Source organism: Aeromonas oralensis (genome assembly GCF_049665575.1).
Classification (GTDB): Bacteria; Pseudomonadota; Gammaproteobacteria; order Enterobacterales; family Aeromonadaceae; genus Aeromonas; species Aeromonas hydrophila.
This window is the reverse complement of the sequence record NZ_CP187186.1, coordinates 621583-636447: the sequence shown is the minus strand read 5'-3', so window position 1 is coordinate 636447 and position 14865 is coordinate 621583. Positions and strand designations below refer to the sequence as shown.

Here is a 14865-nt window from a genome sequence, read left to right as displayed (position 1 = left end):
GGCCAAGCGCCCACTGGGGACCGCCAATAAAAAAGCCGCTTCAAGAGCGGCTTAAAGAAGAGGTGGATCCCGTCAGGCCGGGGTCTTGCTGGTCCCGAAGTAGTCGGCCAGGAAGTCGTCGAACGACAGGCTGTCGCTACGCTCGCGTTCCCGCTGCTTGGCCAGCGAGTCGCGTGCCTCGCCAGCAAAGTAGGCCTCATCCCAGTACTGCAGCTCACCGGCCAGCATCTCTTCCCGGTAGCGACTCGCCAGCTCGTCACCGAAGCAGCCGTTGTCCTGGCCGCTCTCCAGCAACTGCTTGAGCAGGCGGGCGGAGTAGGTGAGATCGGGGTTGAGCAGCTTCTCGCGGTGCATCGCCAGGGTCTCGCGGTAGCGGTTGCGACCGCAGCATCGATCCAGCAGCGCGGCGGCCTCGGCCAGCTCGTCGAACAGCTTGAGGCCGTACTCCTTGAGGCCGATGGCATGGCCCTGCTCGTCTTCCAGCTCAAGGCCGGGACGACGCCCTTCCAGCACCACCTTGGTCTGGTTGCGGCGATTGCGGGCAATCTCCTCGTCGCCCAGCACCGGGGACGGGCGCAGCAGACACCAGACCAGGAACAGGTCGAAGAAGCGGATCTGATCCACCTCGATGCCGTACGGGGTGAAGGGGTTCACATCCACGGTGCGCAGCTCGATGTATTCGATGCCGCGCTGCTCCAGCGCGTCCGACGGCTTCTCGCCGCTGCGCGGGGTGCGCTTGGGCCGGATCGGAGCGTACAGCTCGTTCTCCAGCTGCAGCACGTTGTCGTTGAGCTGACGGTACTCGCCGTTCACCTTGACGCCGATCTTGGCGAAGTCGGGATCATGGGTGTTGATGGCGCGACGCAGGCTGCTGACATAGGCCGGCAGGCTGTCGTGGCTGATTTTGAGCCCAGCCTGGGCGCTGTTGGTGTAGCCCAGATCCGACAGCCGCAGCGCGGTGGCATAGGGCAGGTAGAGGGTGCCCTTGCCGGTCTTCTGGAACGGCAGATTGCTCTTGCGCCCTTTGAGGAAGGAGTCGCAGATGGCTGGCGAGGCACCGAACAGATAGGGCACCAGCCAGCCGAAGCGGTAGACGTTGCGGATCAGCCCCATGTACTTGTCGGAGATGAAGCGCTGGCTGCAGCACCCCTCGCACACCAGTTCCTGCCACTCGCACCAGAAGCTGTCCGGCATGGAGAAGTTGAAGTGCACCCCGGCGATCACCTGCATCAGGCTGCCGTAGCGGTTCTTCAACCCCTGCCGGTAGAGGGTCTTCATCCGGCCGATGTTGGAGCTGCCGTACTGGGCCAGCCGGATGTTCTCCTCGTCGCCGACGAAGCAGGGCATGGAGAGCGGCCAGATCCGTTCATCACCGAGATGGTGGATGGTGTGACGGTGGATGTCGCCAAGCTGTTCCATCAGGCTGTCGATGGAGTCGGTGGCTGGCGTGATGAACTCCAGCAGGCTCTCCGAGTAGTCGGTGGTGATGTTGGCATGGGTCAGCGCCGAACCCAGACTGCGGGGGTGATCGGTCTGGGCCAGGGTTCCTTCCGGGGTGATGCGCAGACATTCACGTTCGATCCCGCGCCGGATCCCCTTGAGGGCGGTCAGCCGTTCCGGCGAACCCAGGGCGGTCAACAACTCGGTGAGTGACAAGCTTGTCGTAGTCATATTCACGGCTCATGTGTGGCCGCCCCACAGGGGGGCGGCACTCTTTATTATGTAGCGCCCTCAGGGCAGCTGCAGCGGATAGATGGGAAGATGAAGCTCCTTCAAGGGTTTTTCAAGCTTTTGCTTGTCCCCCACCACCACAATCACCATCTCGGCCGGGTCAAGCCAGCGTGCCGCACTGGCCTTGAGCGTCTTGGCCGACACCGTCTTGATCAGGTTGTTCTGGGCCTGCACATAGTCCGGCTTCAGGTCGTACATGATCATCTGCAGCAAGAAGCCCGCCTTCTGGCCCAGGGTCTCGTAGGAGAGGGCATCCTGCTGAGAGACGGCGCTGCGCATGTAGGCGAGCTCCACCGGAGTCGGCCCGTTCTTGCGATAGTTGTCCATCTCCTTGAGGAACTGGCGGATGGCATCCACGGTCGCATCGGCCCGCACGTTGGCACCGGTGGCGAAGGTACCCGCCTCCCGGTTGGCGGAGAAGCCCGAGCTGGCACCATAGGTGTAGCCCTTGTCTTCGCGCAGGTTGAGATTGATGCGGCTGTTGAAGTTGCCGCCCAGGTTGAAGTTCATCAGCCCGGCGGTAAAGTAGTCACCCGTGGTATCGAACGGCATGGCGCGGCGGCCGATACGGATCACCGACTGGGGCGCCCCCGGCTTGTCCACCAGATAGATGCCCGGCTTCGCCTGCTCACCCGCCGGCTTGAGGCTGCCCAGAGAGGGCTCGGCCCCCTTCCACTGGGTCAGGAAGGCGAGTTGATCCTCCACCTGGGCCTGGGTCACGTCACCCACCACCACCACCTTGGCGTTGGTCGGGTTGTAGTAGTTCTGGTAGAAGCGCTTCACGTCCGCCAGGGTCAGCTTCTCGACATCGGCCAGCACGCCGTCACCCGGTTGACCGAGGCGGTTCTGCTTGCCGTAGACCAGCTCGCGGAATGCCTGACCGGCCAACCACTCCGGCTGCTGCTCACTCTGCTTCATGCCCTGCAGCATCTGCGCCTTGACCCGTTCGAAGTCGGCTTCGCGCATGCCGGGCCGCTCAAACACCTCGCGCACCAGCGCCAGGGTCTGCGGCAGCTTGTCGGTCAGGCTGCTGATGGTGACCAGGTTGTTGTACTGGGCGCTGGAGACGCTGACGCTGGAGCCGAGCTTTTGCAGCTCGTCGCTGAGCTGGGCCTCGGTCAGGCGCACCGAGCCCTGTCCCATCATGCTGGCGGTGAGGCTGGCCAGCCCCAGTTCGCCCTTGCCCTCGGCCCGCATGCCACCCGGCAGGGCGACCATGATGGAGACGGCGGGGATTTCGTCGCTCTGGGTGCCGATGATCTCGATCCCCTTGTCGAGCTTGCCGTGCCAGATGGCAGGCACCTTGACGCTCACTGCATCGGCCGCCTTGGGCTGCACGCTGCGATCAAAATCGTCTTTCACCGGTCGCTCGGCCAGCACCTTGTCATGCTTGCTGTAATCCGGCAGCTCGCGCTTGGCCGGGGTGAAGTTGGGCTTGGCGGCCTGCCAGTCGCTCTTGCCCTTGGGCACCACGCTCAGCACCACCGCCGGCTTGTTCAGGATGAACTTGTCGTAGGCGGTCTTGACCTGCTCCGGGGTCACCTTACCGATGGCATCCAGGCTCTTGAACACATAGTTGGGATCCTGGGCGAACACCTGGCCCATGGCGAGCTGGCTCACCTTGCCGGAGACGCTGTCCAGACCCCAGATGGCCGAGGCCCGATAGCTGTTGATCGCCTTCTCCAGATCCTCCGGCTTGAGGCCGCGACCGGCGAACTCGCCGATCACCTTGTCCACCTCGCTCTTGAGGGTCTTCAGGCTGCCATCCACCGCCGGGTTGGGATAGGCGTAGACGGTCAGGGTACAGGCCAGCTCCTCACAGTAGTGGGAGGCGCCCGCATCAATAGCCTTGCCGCTCTTGACCAGCGACTGGTAGAGCATGGAGCTGGCGCTGCCGCCCAGTACGTCGGCAAACATGTCGAGCGCCGGCTCCTGCGGATCGCCAAGGGACACAGTCGGGTAACTGATGTAGAGCAGCGGCAGGTGCACCTTGTCCTCAAGCGTCACGTAACGGGTCTCGGGCAGGGTGACGGGCGCAGGCGTCGGCTCGGCCACGTCCGGGCCGCGCGGGATGGAACCGAAATATTGCTCAATCCAGGCCAGCGCCTGCTTGGTGTCGAAGTCGCCGCCCAGGGTCAGGGTGGCATTGTTGGGGCCGTACCAGCGCAGGAAGAACTGCTTGAGGTCGTTGACGTCGACCCGATCGAGATCCTCCACATAGCCGATGGGCTGCCAAGAGTAGGGGTGGGTGCGCGGGTAGAGCGCCTCCCCCACCTTCTCGCTCACCAGGCCGTAAGGCTGGTTGTCGATGCGCTGGGCCCGCTCGTTCTTGACGGTGGCGCGCTGGATCTCGAACTTCTTCTGGCTCACCGCATCGAGCAAGAAGCCCATGCGGTCGGCCTCCAGCCACAGTACCTTCTCCAGCTGGTTGGCCGGCACGGTCTCGTAGTAGTTGGTGCGATCCTTGTTGGTGGTGCCGTTCATGTCACCGCCAGCTTCGTTGATGATCCGCATGTGCTCCTGATCCCCCACATGCTTGGAGCCCTGGAACATCATGTGCTCGAAGAAGTGGGCGAAACCTGACTTGCCTACCTGCTCGCGGGCCGAGCCCACGTGGTAGGTGACGTCGAGATGCACCAGGGGATCGGATTTGTCGGGCGCCAGAATGACGGTCAGGCCGTTGTCCAGCTTGTACATCTGGTAGGGAATGCCGAGCTTGCCCTCTTCCTTGACCTGTTCCGACACCAGAGTGGGTGCCGCCAGCACGGGCAGGGAGAAGCCCAGAAGCATGCTTAATGGAATGAGTTTGTTCACGGTTACCTCGTGAGTGAAGCTAGAAGATCTGCCTGGCCAGCAGAAAGACCAGGGCATAACGCAACAATTTGCCGAGCCCGATGAGAATGAGAGAGCGCCAGAAGGAGAGGCGCAGCCAGCCGGCCAGCAGACAGAGACCATCGCCGATCACCGGCGTCCAGGCCAGCAGCAGACACCAGTGGCCATGTTGTTTGAGCCAGCCGAGGGCTTTTTGTTCCCCACGGCCTTGAAAATCTTCCGGTTTTTTCTTGAAAGTGGCGAGCCAGCCGAGCCACCAGGTGGTCATGGAGCCGAGGGTATTGCCCAGCGTAGCCCACAGCAGCAGGCTGGCCATGCTCCACTCCCCCTTGGTCGCCATGGCCCCCAGCAGCACTTCCGAGCTGCCGGGCAGCAGGGTGGCGGAGGTGAAGGCGCTCAGAAACAGCCAGCCGAGCCCCAGCTCGGTGATGTCGTTCATCCGGCCAGAGTGTCCGCGGCGGGCATGCGCAGCAACAGCTTGCCACGCACGTGGCCCTGCTCGATGGCCTGATGGGCCAGCGCCCCCTCGGCCAGGGCATACTCCCCGGCAACCGTGACCTGAACCTCGCCCTGGCGCAGCAGGGTCAGCATCTGGCTCAGTTGCTGGCGATCAGGGTGCACCAGCATGCCGAGCACCTCGATGGCGCTGCCGGCCGCGGCATCCTTGATCTGCTGGGCACTGATGGTGGGCACAGTCACCAACCGGCCACCGGGCTTGACGCACGCAAGCGCCGCCTTGCCGCTCTCGCCCCCCACCAGATCCAGCACCAGATCGACCTGACCCACCTGGGCGACCCAGTCTGCGTCATGGTAATCCACCATCCGGCGCGCCCCCAGAGCGTGCAGGAAGCTGTGGTTGTCGCGACTCGCCGTCGCCACCACCTCGGCGCCATAGGCGCTGGCAAACTGCACCGCCAGGTGGCCGACACCGCCCGCACCAGCCAGGATCAGCACCCGTTGCCCCGCCTTGAGGCTGCCGTGTTCAAACAACCCCTGCCAGGCGGTGAGGCCCGCCAGCGGCAGCGCCGCTCCTTGCCTGAGGCCAATATCCTCCAGCCTGACCAGCTCCTCCTCGCGTGCCACCACGGACTCGCCGTAGCCACCGGCCGCGAGGGGAAAACCCACCATGCCGCACACTCGCTCCCCCTCTGCCAGCGCGGTGACGCCGGGGCCGACCTTCTCCACCACCCCGGCCACGTCATAGCCCGGTGTCCAGGGCAGCTTGTCCTTGTTCTGGGCCGCCGCCCAGCCGAGGCCGGCCCGGGTCTTGGCATCAATGGGGTTGACCCCCGCAAAGCAGATGCGCACCCGCACTTCGCCGTCGGCTGGCACCTTGTCCAGGGAAGGGTTGAGCCTGAGTACCGAGGGGTCGCCGAATGCGGTAATCTGTAGCTGCGTCATTGCACAATCCATCCTGTTGATTGATCAAGGGTCAACAGAATAACAGCGAGGACACCATGGCTCGAATGTTTCTTATTCCTCTGTTGCTGGCCCTGGGGTGGTGGGCGTTTCTGCTCTACTTCCGCATCCCGCTCAAACAGGGGGCCAAGGGCTTTTATTGGATCATCGGCATCGGCGGCGGGCTGGCCGCCTTCCTCAGCCTGATGATGGTGCTGACCCACTAGCACAGGCAATAAAAAGGCCACCCTGCGGTGGCCTGATGATCAACTCCCCTGCGAGCTGAGATGGTAGTGGCGGTTGCTGCCCTGCCCCAGCACCCCCTGGGCCAGCAGATGCTGGAACACCCGGTCCACCTCCTCCAGCGACAGCGACAGCGCCTCTGCGACCCGCCGCTTGCTGCACTTGAGCTCGCCGCTCTCCAGCGCGCTGCGCACCTGAGCCACCACCTCTGGCTCGGGTTCCGGTCTGGCCACCACGGCGGGCACCATGGCCGCCGCTTCCGCCTGGCGGGCCAGGGTCTGCTCCCTGGCCTGCTGCCACAGCCAGCTGCGGCGAAAGCGGTTCTCCTCGCCGATCAGGCTGACGAAGAAGGCGCCGAACACGTCGAGCAGCACGGAGAGGAAGCAGACCAACAGAAACTGCACCTGGCTGATGCTCATCCCCACCCCGTCCGCCAGGCTGCTCATCAACCCCAGCATGGAGGATTGCTCGTTGATGGGCTTGGCGTCGCGCTCCTGGCGCAGCTCGTCCTGGCGCAGCCTGAGCTTGGTGTTGGCTTGCTGCAATCCGCTGACGCCGCTGGAGATGCGCGCCATCTCGATATACTTGCGGGCCGCCTCCTCGTTGAGCTGGATCTGCCGCTCTATGCTGGCGATCTGCTCGTCGAAGCGGGCGATCTCCCGCTCATGGCGCGCCTGCTGGTTGAGGATGGTGTTGGTGGCGCTGTTGATGCCACCGATGCTGCCACCGATGGAGATGGCGGCCAGCACGCTGTAGAACAGCAGTGACCAGAAGGCCCCGCTCAACTCCCGCCGCGCCTTGCACTCGCCGTACTCGTACCAGACGTAGAACTTGCCCAGCTCGAAGATGATAGCTAGGCCGCCAAACAGCCACTTCATCAGGGGATTCTCGTCGATGGAGAGAAACAGCAGCAGGGAGAAGACGATGGAGGCCAGAATGGCCAGCCCGGTAAAACTGTACACCGTGGTCAAGGCGAACCACCCCTTGGGGTAGCGCAGCACGGTAGAAGCCTGTGTAGTCATGATGAAGGGGGTGCGATATGCAGGAAAAGTTGGCTGCCGATTATAGTCAGCCGAGCCACATAATGAAGGCTAATCATTTGAATTGACTCAGATACCTTCACAAACGGACAGGCTGCGACCAGATTGGGCAAATTGTCGGCGCCTCCCCGTTGTCCACCGCTACAACCCCCGCTAGCCTGATCTCCTGCCCACCCGCGGCAAGCCGGCATGACATGCCCGCCCACTGACGTCGTGCCCAGTTCCGGCCCAGTTAAGGCGTCAGCTTCTACACTGAGACCAATCCTTCCGCACTCGAGATCATCATGCACAAATCCATACTGCTGCTCTCCCTGCTGCTCGTCCAAGCCGTGGCCATGGCGGCGCCCCCCTCCAAGAACAACGATGGCGTCAAACTCTCCACCGACGACATCAAGCTGGACATCAACTGGGATCAGAAAGAGTACGACTGGTGGCAGAGCAACTGCCTGGATCTCGGCATCGGCGACAGCCGCATTCAGCTCAACTGCGACAAGATGGACGGCAAATACCGGGACCACTACAACCGCAGCATCCACAGCGGCAACAACCCGGGCCAGGGCCACAACAAGCAGAAAGGCAACGGCAAGAAGAATTGATCGTCATCCTCGTCACCCTGGCACAGGGGCCGAGGCCCCTGTGTGCATTTCTCTACCAGTAGTTCTCCGCACTGATGTTGCCGGGCGCCCGCCGCAGGTTCTTGGCCAGTCCCAATGACAGCAGGGTCTGCTGGGTCTCCTTCACCATGGCCGGGTTGCCGCAGATCAGCACCTGACTCAGCTCGGGGGCAAATTCCAGCCCGACCCGCGCCTGCAGCCGGCCATTGGCGATGGCTGCCGGGATCCGCCCCGCCATCGCCCCGGGCCATTCCTCCCGGCTGACGAAGGGTACATAACGAAAGCGCTCGCCGTGGCGGGCGGCAAAACCCGCGATAAGCTCCCGGTAGCTCAGCTCTTCCCCCTTGCGCACCCCGTGCACCAGCACCAGATTCTCGAAACGGGCGAAGGCTTCCCCGTCAGCCAGCATGGAGAGAAAGGGGCCGATGGCGGTGCCGGTGGAGAGCAGCCAGAGATCGCGCCCGGCCGGTACCTCGTCCAGGGTCAGAAAACCGGTCGCCAGGGATTGCACCAGCAGGCTGTCGCCCGCTTGTAGCGAGCCGAGGGAGGGAGTCAGTTCCCCATCGGGGATCTCGACGAAATAGAACTCGTGATAGGGGGCAGACGGAGGATTGACGAAGGAGTAGGCCCGCTGGACGCGGCGTTCGCCCTGCTCGAGGGCCAGCTTGGTGAATTGCCCCGCCTTGTAGGGGGCCAGCTCGGCCGCCACACGCAGGGAGAACAGGGTGGGCGTCCACTCGATACGCTCAAGGACGCGACCTTCGACCCAGGCCATAGGGATCTCCTCCAGAAGAACGGAGCCTTACTCTAACCCTGGGCCTGAAAATAAAAAACCCGCGCAAGTGCGCGGGTTTTTTCTGCAAAAGCGAATCGCTATTACAGGGCAACAACCTGGATCTGTACGGTTGCTTTGACGTCAGCGTGCAGCTGAACAACAACTTCGTAGTCACCGGTGTTACGCAGAACGTTGCCCATGCGGACTTCGCTCTTGGCAACGGCTACGCCGGCAGCAGTGATGGCTTCAGCCACGTCACGGGTACCGATGGAACCGAACAGCTTGCCTTCGTCGCCAGACTTGGAGGCGATAACAACGGCAGCCAGTTCACCCAGCTTGGCAGCGCGCTCTTCAGCGGCAGCTTTACCGGCAGCCAGTTTGGCTTCCAGTTCAGCACGGCGAGCATCGAAGGTTTCGATGTTGGCCTTGGTAGCCATAACAGCTTTGCCTTGCGGGATCAGGTAGTTACGGGCATAACCAGCTTTCACGGAAACTTGGTCACCCAGACCGCCCAGTTTGGCGATTTTGTCGAGCAGGATAACTTGCATTACCTTTCCTCTATAAATTTCGTTGAGTTAGGCTTAAGCGCCGGACCGATTCTTACTTGTTGTGCAGATCGGTGTACGGCAGCAGAGCCAGGTAACGAGCACGCTTGATGGCGCGTGCCAGCTGACGCTGATACTTGGCGCGGGTACCGGTGATACGGCTCGGTACGATCTTGCCAGATTCAGTGATGTAGTTTTTCAGAGTAACGATATCTTTGTAGTCGATCTCGGTAACGTTCTCGGCGGTGAAGCGGCAGAACTTACGACGACGGAAATAACGTGCCATGGCCTTTATCCTCTAGTCAGTGATCCAGAATTACTCTTCGGAAGCAGCTTCAGTAGCTTCTTCGCGGCGCTCGTCGTCACGACGGGTGAAGCGCTCTTCCTTGGCCTTGGCCATCGGAGAAACTTCAGTCACGGCGTGCTTGGTGCGCATGATCATGTTGCGGATAACGGCATCGTTGAAGCGGAAGTTGGTTTCCAGCTCATCGATAACGGCTTGCTCTGCTTCTACGTTCATCAGAACGTAGTGGGCTTTGTGCAGTTTGTCGATCGGGTAAGCCAGCTGACGACGGCCCCAATCTTCCAGGCGATGAATGGTACCACCGGAGGTGGTGATGGCGCCGGTGTAACGCTCGATCATGCCAGGTACTTGCTCGCTCTGGTCCGGATGAACCATGAAGACGATTTCGTAATGACGCATTTTAGCTCCTTACGGATTAATTCAGCCTCCGCCCAGGTGCAGCCAGACCTCGGAGGCAAGGAACATAATGGTGTTTAGACGCTGCTTTTCTAGGGCGGCGTATTGTACGAAATCCAATCCCTCACTGCAACCAGCCGCCACCGATGTTTTTATCTATGGGAACAATACAAAACTTCAATTGATAATAATTATCATTTAGATCTATTCTATCTCCATGCACTTATGGAGGCTGATACCATGCAACCCGCGCTGACCACGGCCATCCCGGCCCGCAAATTCAAACTGACCCTGCTCGGGCCGGCCTTTATCGCCGCCATCGGCTACATAGATCCGGGCAACTTCGCCACCAACATTCAGGCCGGATCCACCTTCGGCTACCAGTTGCTGTGGGTAGTGGTATGGGCCAACCTGATGGCCATGCTGGTGCAGACCCTCTCGGCCAAGCTCGGCATCGTCACCGGCAAGAACCTAGCGGAGCACATTCGCGACCGGCTGCCCAAGCCGGCGGTCTGGGCCTACTGGGTACAGGCGGAGATCATCGCCATGGCCACCGATCTGGCGGAATTCATCGGTGCTGCCGTGGGCTTCAAGCTGCTGCTCGGGGTCACTCTGCTGGAAGGGGCCGGCATCACCGCCGTGGTCACCTGGGGCATTCTGATGCTGCAGTCTCGCGGCCAGAAACCGCTGGAGTTCGTGGTGGGCGGCCTGCTGCTGTTCGTGGCGGCGGCCTACATCGTCGAGCTGGTGTTCTCCCGCCCCCATCTGCCGAGCCTGCTGGAGGGCGCCCTCTTCCCCGGCCTGCCCAACAGTGACGCCGTCTATCTGGCGGCCGGCGTGCTCGGCGCCACCGTGATGCCCCACGTCATCTACCTGCACTCGGCACTGACCCAGCACACCCAGGATCAGGGCTCGGTCCCCCAGCGGCTGCACACCACCCGAGTCGACGTGGCCATCGCCATGACCATCGCCGGCTTCGTCAACCTGGCCATGATGGCCATGGCGGCGGCCGCCTTCCACAGCTCCGGCAACCAGCAAGTAGCCGAGCTGGAGTCGGCCTACCAGACCCTCACCCCGCTGCTGGGGCAGGCGGCCGCCACCCTGTTCGGCCTCTCGCTGGTCGCCTCCGGCATCAGCTCTACCGTGGTGGGCACGCTGGCTGGCCAAGTAGTGATGCAGGGCTTCGTGCGCTTCACCATCCCGCTCTGGCTGCGCCGCGCCATCACCATGGCCCCTGCCTTCGTGGTGATCGCCATGGGCCTCAATACCACCGAGATCCTGGTACTGAGCCAGGTGGTGCTGAGCTTCGGCATCGCGCTGGCGCTCATTCCGCTGCTGATATTGACCGGCGATCGCGCCCTGATGGGGGAGTATCGCAACCACCCGGTGACCCAGGCGGTCGGCCGCCTCATAGTCGCGCTGGTGATCGGGCTCAACGCCTACCTGCTGGTCGCCATGATCTAGCCCGCCATCCCTCCCAAGACCGGCTCGTTAACCTAGGTTAATGAGCCGGCCTGCGCTTTGGCGTATGCTGGCGGCTCTCTTCCTCTTCGATTTGCGGGACCCATCCATGCCACATACCCGAGCCAGCTTCGTGCTGGGCCACCATCAGGAGCAGGCTAGCGTCATCTGCTGCCAGAGCGGCGACACCAGCCTGCTGGTCACCGACCTCACCCCCTTTCATCCCCAGAGCCACCTCTGGCCCGATCAGCCGGGTGACGTGGGTACCGTGCATTGGGAGGGTGGCGAAGCGGTCGTCGGCCCCTGCCGCATGGGGGCTATCAGCCCGGATGGAGAGCTGTTCGTCGACCAGGCGATCCCGGTCAAGCGGGGCGCAGAAGGGTGGCGCTTCGTGGTAGTGCACCCGCTGGCCGGTCACTGTGCGCTACCAGTGGGCAGCCAGGTGACACTGCGGGTGGATGCCGAGGCCCGCCACGCCCTGAGCCTGGGCCACAGCGGTTGCCATCTGGCAGCCCTCGCGCTCAACCGGGCGCTGATGCCTTACTGGCGCAAGGAGGTCAGCGAGCGGGATGCGCTGGATCAGCTGGACTTCGATCGCCTCGCCATCCAGACTTCGCGGGTCGAGCCCATGGGTTCGCGCGAGCAGTACCGGATCGGCAAGAGCCTGCGCAAGAAGGGAGTCAACAGCGAGGCACTGCTGGCAGACCTGGCGCAGATAGAAGAGATGATCAACAAGCAATTGGCAGACTGGCTGGCGGCCGGTGGCGAGATCCGCCGCAGCCGGGCCGGCGAGGCGATCATCGACTCCCGTTACTGGCACTGCTCGCTGGAAGGCCGGGAGGTCACCATCCCCTGTGGCGGCACCCACGTGGGTAGCCTGGCCGAACTGGGGCAGGTCCAAGTGCAACTGGCCACCTGTGAGGAGGGGTTCACCCTCACGACCCGGGTCACTCCCTGACCAGCCGGCCCGGATGCCTTAAGCCGCCTCCCCCTAGCCGAGACGTATCAGCAGGATACCCCCCAGGATCACCAGGGCGGCCAGCAACCGGACCCGCCCCAGCGTCTCCCCCAGCCAGCCCCAGGAGAGCAGCACCGCAAACAGTACGCTGCTCTCGCGCAGGGCCGCCACCAGGCCGATTGGCGCCTTGGTCATGGTCCAGATGACGATCCCGTAAGCCAACAGCGACAGGGCGCCCCCGATGGCGCCGCTGCGCCACGCCGCAGGCCCCAGCTCGCGCCAGGCGGTGCGACTCTGCCAGCGCATCAGCAGCGGCATCATCAGCGCGGTGAGGGCGAACAGCCAGAGGGTGTAACGTATCGGCTCACCGGCCGAGCGGGCTCCCGCCCCATCGGACAAGGTGTAAGAGGCGGTAAACAGCGCCGTGATGAGTACCGCCTGCAGCGCGGCCGGCGCCAGCCGCAGGCCACCTCGCCACGCCATCAGCAGCACGCCGCTCACCAGCACCACGGCCCCCGTCACCGCCACCATTCCCGGCACCTCCCCCAGCAGCAGGGCACCGAACAGCAGGGTCACCAGAGGGGCACTGCCCCGGGCCAGCGGATAGATCTGGCCAAACTCACCCAGCCGGTAGGCTCGGCCGAGAAACAGGCAGTAGCCGCAATGCAGCAGGATGGAGAGCGCCAGCCAGGGATATTCGGCCGCCACCGGCCAGCCCACCAAGGGCAGCAAGGGAGCGGCAAACAGGCCGGAGCAGAGGGAGACCAGCAAAACGCTGACTCGCCCCTCGGCCTGGCGTTTGGCCAGCGCATTCCAAAGCGCGTGCAGCAGGGCAGCCAACAGGATGGCAGCAAAGATGGTAGGGGTCACGACAGGGTTCCGATAACAACAGGCCGCCCAGCATAGCCGGTTTGCCCGGCCATGACAGAGAGCGGCCTCATAAGATGCCGGCTTTTCTCACCCATCGGCCTGCTGCCGATGGGGATGTCATCAGCGCAATCGGCGCTGCCAGTGAATGGCCAGCAGGATGAAACTCACCCCGACCCAGAGGTTCCACGCCGGGATCTCGCCAAACAGCCAGACACCCAGCAGCACCACGAACATCAGGCCCGAGTACTCGGTCGCCGCGATGCGGTTGGCCTCCACCTGACGATAGGCGTAGAAGCAGCTGGCATGATAGAGCAGCTGCATGACGCCGCTGCCGCCGATCAGCACCAGCAGTCGCCAGTCCACCGGCTGCCATTGATGTACCGCCAGCCCGGCGGTCAACGGCAGAGCCAGCAGATTGGCCCAGAACAGAGTCGCCACCACCGAGATCCCGGCGGGCAACTTGCGACCCGTGATGTTGAACAGCGCCAGGGTGAAGGCGGTCACCAGGGCGCCCAGCCCAGCCAGATGGAAATCCCCCGGCCGCAGCACGAACACCACCCCAAGCAGCCCCATGCCTCCCAGCAACCAGACGCGGGAATTGATTTTCTCCTTGAGCAGCCAGGCCGCCAGCGGCAGCGTCAGCAACGGGGAGACATAGAAGATGGCGTTGGCCGTGGCCAGCGGCAGCTGGGTCAGGGCCAGCATCATGCCACCCCCACCGAGCAGGCAGAGGTGGCCGCGCAGCAGGTGCCACTTCCAGGCACCCAACCCCCAAGCTGAGCGCGGTACCCGCAGCATAAAGGGCAGCAGTACCAGCAGGGTCAGCAGCTGGCGCAGGAACATGTATTGGAAGGGGCTGAAGCCGGGGCCGATCAGCTTGACCAGCACGTCGGAGAAGGCCTGGGCCAGATTGCCCAGCACCAGGGTGATGATGGCGAAGGTTTGCAGGTCCAGTGCGAACCGCTTGCGCAACAACTCCATCAGCGACAGCCGCTCGAGTGGCGAACGCTAATAAAATGGCTCAACGGCTCAATCGCTGAATCTTGTTCTGAATTAATGGGGTAAAAGACCATTTTTAAAACCTATCCATCAACTGTTGCCGATTAATCACTCAGAGGGTACCCACTAACATGGCGCCGAGCACCCGTTTTCTTTACTACCTCAAGACATAATAATTTCATTGTTATGCTTAAAAAGTATTAAGAGGAGCTCATGCCGATATGGGGAATGTCATCCTCCAGATAGGGTTCACCCACGGCGGTGAAGCCGTGACGACCGTAGAAACCTTGCAGATGTGCCTGAGCCCCGAGATAGATGCTGACCCCTGGCCACAGCCGGGCACACTCCTGCAACGCCTGCTGCATCAGCCGATGACCCAGGCCATCACCTCTCGCCTCGGGCGCCGTCACCACCCGACCGATCACCACCTGCTGCGCCTTGGCCACACCGGGTGCCATCAGCCTGGCGTAGGCCACCAGAGCCCCATCCTGCCAGCCGAGCAGGTGCAGCACTCCATCCCGGCGGTCTAGGCCATCCAGGTCCTGGAAGGGACAGGTCTGCTCGACCACAAACACCTCGACACGCAGGGCCAACAGGTCATACAGCTCGTCCGTGGTGAGTTCGCACCAGGGTTTCAGGATCCAGTTCATCCGCGACTCCATGTAAGGGGAAAGGTGCAGCATAATCGATGAGCCAGCC

At 62.8% G+C, this 14865-nt stretch carries 16 protein-coding genes; 4 read left to right on the top strand and 12 right to left on the bottom strand.

The window, feature by feature from the left end; all coding sequences use genetic code 11:
• Positions 1-72: 72 nt before the first annotated feature.
• The 4 genes from gshA to ACPDZI_RS03215 are packed head-to-tail and all read right to left on the bottom strand — an operon-like array spanning position 73 to position 5964.
• Positions 73-1671 carry a glutamate--cysteine ligase gene (gene gshA / locus ACPDZI_RS03230; RefSeq protein ID WP_438834005.1) on the bottom strand — a complete coding sequence of 533 codons (1599 nt, stop codon included), beginning with the start codon at positions 1669-1671 and terminating at the stop codon, positions 73-75.
• A 60-nt stretch (positions 1672-1731) separates the two neighbouring features.
• Positions 1732-4545 (bottom strand): M16 family metallopeptidase, encoded by a 2814-nt coding sequence (locus ACPDZI_RS03225; protein ID WP_438834004.1) that lies wholly within the window; start codon positions 4543-4545, stop codon positions 1732-1734.
• A gap of 19 nt (positions 4546-4564) precedes the next feature.
• Positions 4565-5002, bottom strand: coding sequence for a YqaA family protein (locus ACPDZI_RS03220; protein WP_016349453.1), 438 nt, complete (start codon positions 5000-5002; stop codon positions 4565-4567).
• Positions 4999-5964 (bottom strand): NADP-dependent oxidoreductase, encoded by a 966-nt coding sequence (locus ACPDZI_RS03215; protein ID WP_438834003.1) that lies wholly within the window; start codon positions 5962-5964, stop codon positions 4999-5001. Before ACPDZI_RS03215 ends, ACPDZI_RS03220 begins: the two co-directional genes overlap by 4 nt.
• Before the next feature lie 56 nt (positions 5965-6020).
• Between ACPDZI_RS03215 and ACPDZI_RS03210 the strand changes: the two genes are divergently transcribed.
• A complete protein-coding gene (locus ACPDZI_RS03210) occupies positions 6021-6188 on the top strand; it encodes a hypothetical protein (protein ID WP_005308905.1) in 168 nt (55 codons plus the stop codon).
• A 39-nt stretch (positions 6189-6227) separates the two neighbouring features.
• On the opposite strand, the gene ACPDZI_RS03205 is transcribed toward ACPDZI_RS03210, so the two are convergent.
• The gene (locus tag ACPDZI_RS03205; protein ID WP_039214230.1) at positions 6228-7226 is read right to left on the bottom strand and encodes a hypothetical protein; all 999 of its coding nucleotides are present in this window, start codon (positions 7224-7226) and stop codon (positions 6228-6230) included.
• 302 nt (positions 7227-7528) lie between these two features.
• On the opposite strand from ACPDZI_RS03205, the gene ACPDZI_RS03200 reads away from it, so the two are divergent.
• On the top strand, positions 7529-7840 hold the full coding sequence (locus tag ACPDZI_RS03200) for a hypothetical protein (RefSeq protein ID WP_168968052.1): 312 nt from the start codon (positions 7529-7531) through the stop codon (positions 7838-7840).
• Positions 7841-7892: 52 nt separating this feature from the next.
• On the opposite strand, the gene ACPDZI_RS03195 is transcribed toward ACPDZI_RS03200, so the two are convergent.
• The 4 genes from ACPDZI_RS03195 to rpsF all read right to left on the bottom strand — a co-directional run bounded on the left by ACPDZI_RS03195 (position 7893) and on the right by rpsF (position 9881).
• Entirely contained in the window at positions 7893-8633 is a 741-nt protein-coding gene (locus ACPDZI_RS03195) for a ferredoxin--NADP reductase (RefSeq protein ID WP_438834002.1), read from the bottom strand.
• A 101-nt stretch (positions 8634-8734) separates the two neighbouring features.
• The gene (gene rplI, locus ACPDZI_RS03190) at positions 8735-9181 is read right to left on the bottom strand and encodes a 50S ribosomal protein L9 (RefSeq protein ID WP_011704669.1); all 447 of its coding nucleotides are present in this window, start codon (positions 9179-9181) and stop codon (positions 8735-8737) included.
• 52 nt (positions 9182-9233) lie between these two features.
• Positions 9234-9464, bottom strand: a complete 231-nt coding sequence (gene rpsR, locus ACPDZI_RS03185; protein WP_005308890.1) for a 30S ribosomal protein S18 — start codon at positions 9462-9464, stop codon at positions 9234-9236.
• Positions 9465-9494: 30 nt separating this feature from the next.
• Positions 9495-9881 (bottom strand): 30S ribosomal protein S6, encoded by a 387-nt coding sequence (gene rpsF, locus ACPDZI_RS03180; RefSeq protein WP_005308887.1) that lies wholly within the window; start codon positions 9879-9881, stop codon positions 9495-9497.
• Positions 9882-10118: 237 nt separating this feature from the next.
• Here rpsF and ACPDZI_RS03175 point away from each other — a divergent pair, with 237 nt between their 5' ends.
• Both ACPDZI_RS03175 and ACPDZI_RS03170 read left to right on the top strand, forming a co-directional pair.
• Positions 10119-11342: an Nramp family divalent metal transporter gene (locus tag ACPDZI_RS03175; protein WP_016349448.1), complete on the top strand. Its 1224-nt coding sequence runs from the start codon at positions 10119-10121 to the stop codon at positions 11340-11342.
• Between the two features lie 64 nt (positions 11343-11406).
• Positions 11407-12297 carry a hypothetical protein gene (locus ACPDZI_RS03170; RefSeq protein ID WP_438834001.1) on the top strand — a complete coding sequence of 297 codons (891 nt, stop codon included), beginning with the start codon at positions 11407-11409 and terminating at the stop codon, positions 12295-12297.
• A 33-nt stretch (positions 12298-12330) separates the two neighbouring features.
• On the opposite strand, the gene ACPDZI_RS03165 is transcribed toward ACPDZI_RS03170, so the two are convergent.
• The 3 genes from ACPDZI_RS03165 to ACPDZI_RS03155 form a co-directional block, all read right to left on the bottom strand.
• Positions 12331-13167 (bottom strand): EamA family transporter, encoded by an 837-nt coding sequence (locus ACPDZI_RS03165; RefSeq protein ID WP_438834000.1) that lies wholly within the window; start codon positions 13165-13167, stop codon positions 12331-12333.
• A gap of 120 nt (positions 13168-13287) precedes the next feature.
• Positions 13288-14148 carry a DMT family transporter gene (locus ACPDZI_RS03160; RefSeq protein ID WP_029301975.1) on the bottom strand — a complete coding sequence of 287 codons (861 nt, stop codon included), beginning with the start codon at positions 14146-14148 and terminating at the stop codon, positions 13288-13290.
• 218 nt (positions 14149-14366) lie between these two features.
• Positions 14367-14816, bottom strand: coding sequence for a GNAT family N-acetyltransferase (locus tag ACPDZI_RS03155; protein WP_065479588.1), 450 nt, complete (start codon positions 14814-14816; stop codon positions 14367-14369).
• Positions 14817-14865: the final 49 nt, after the last annotated feature.

Excerpts from the sequence above, each read along its gene's own strand:
- gshA (WP_438834005.1), bottom strand. The coding sequence starts at position 1,671 with ATGACTACGACAAGCTTGTCACTCACCGAGTTGTTGACCGCCCTGGGT.
- ACPDZI_RS03155 (WP_065479588.1), bottom strand. The coding sequence starts at position 14,816 with ATGAACTGGATCCTGAAACCCTGGTGCGAACTCACCACGGACGAGCTG.
- ACPDZI_RS03210 (WP_005308905.1), top strand. The coding sequence starts at position 6,021 with ATGGCTCGAATGTTTCTTATTCCTCTGTTGCTGGCCCTGGGGTGGTGG.
- ACPDZI_RS03215 (WP_438834003.1), bottom strand. The coding sequence starts at position 5,964 with ATGACGCAGCTACAGATTACCGCATTCGGCGACCCCTCGGTACTCAGG.
- ACPDZI_RS03195 (WP_438834002.1), bottom strand. The coding sequence starts at position 8,633 with ATGGCCTGGGTCGAAGGTCGCGTCCTTGAGCGTATCGAGTGGACGCCC.
- rplI (WP_011704669.1), bottom strand. The coding sequence starts at position 9,181 with ATGCAAGTTATCCTGCTCGACAAAATCGCCAAACTGGGCGGTCTGGGT.
- ACPDZI_RS03160 (WP_029301975.1), bottom strand. The coding sequence starts at position 14,148 with ATGGAGTTGTTGCGCAAGCGGTTCGCACTGGACCTGCAAACCTTCGCC.
- rpsR (WP_005308890.1), bottom strand. The coding sequence starts at position 9,464 with ATGGCACGTTATTTCCGTCGTCGTAAGTTCTGCCGCTTCACCGCCGAG.
- ACPDZI_RS03170 (WP_438834001.1), top strand. The coding sequence starts at position 11,407 with ATGCTGGCGGCTCTCTTCCTCTTCGATTTGCGGGACCCATCCATGCCA.
- rpsF (WP_005308887.1), bottom strand. The coding sequence starts at position 9,881 with ATGCGTCATTACGAAATCGTCTTCATGGTTCATCCGGACCAGAGCGAG.
- ACPDZI_RS03200 (WP_168968052.1), top strand. The coding sequence starts at position 7,529 with ATGCACAAATCCATACTGCTGCTCTCCCTGCTGCTCGTCCAAGCCGTG.
- ACPDZI_RS03220 (WP_016349453.1), bottom strand. The coding sequence starts at position 5,002 with ATGAACGACATCACCGAGCTGGGGCTCGGCTGGCTGTTTCTGAGCGCC.
- ACPDZI_RS03205 (WP_039214230.1), bottom strand. The coding sequence starts at position 7,226 with ATGACTACACAGGCTTCTACCGTGCTGCGCTACCCCAAGGGGTGGTTC.
- ACPDZI_RS03175 (WP_016349448.1), top strand. The coding sequence starts at position 10,119 with ATGCAACCCGCGCTGACCACGGCCATCCCGGCCCGCAAATTCAAACTG.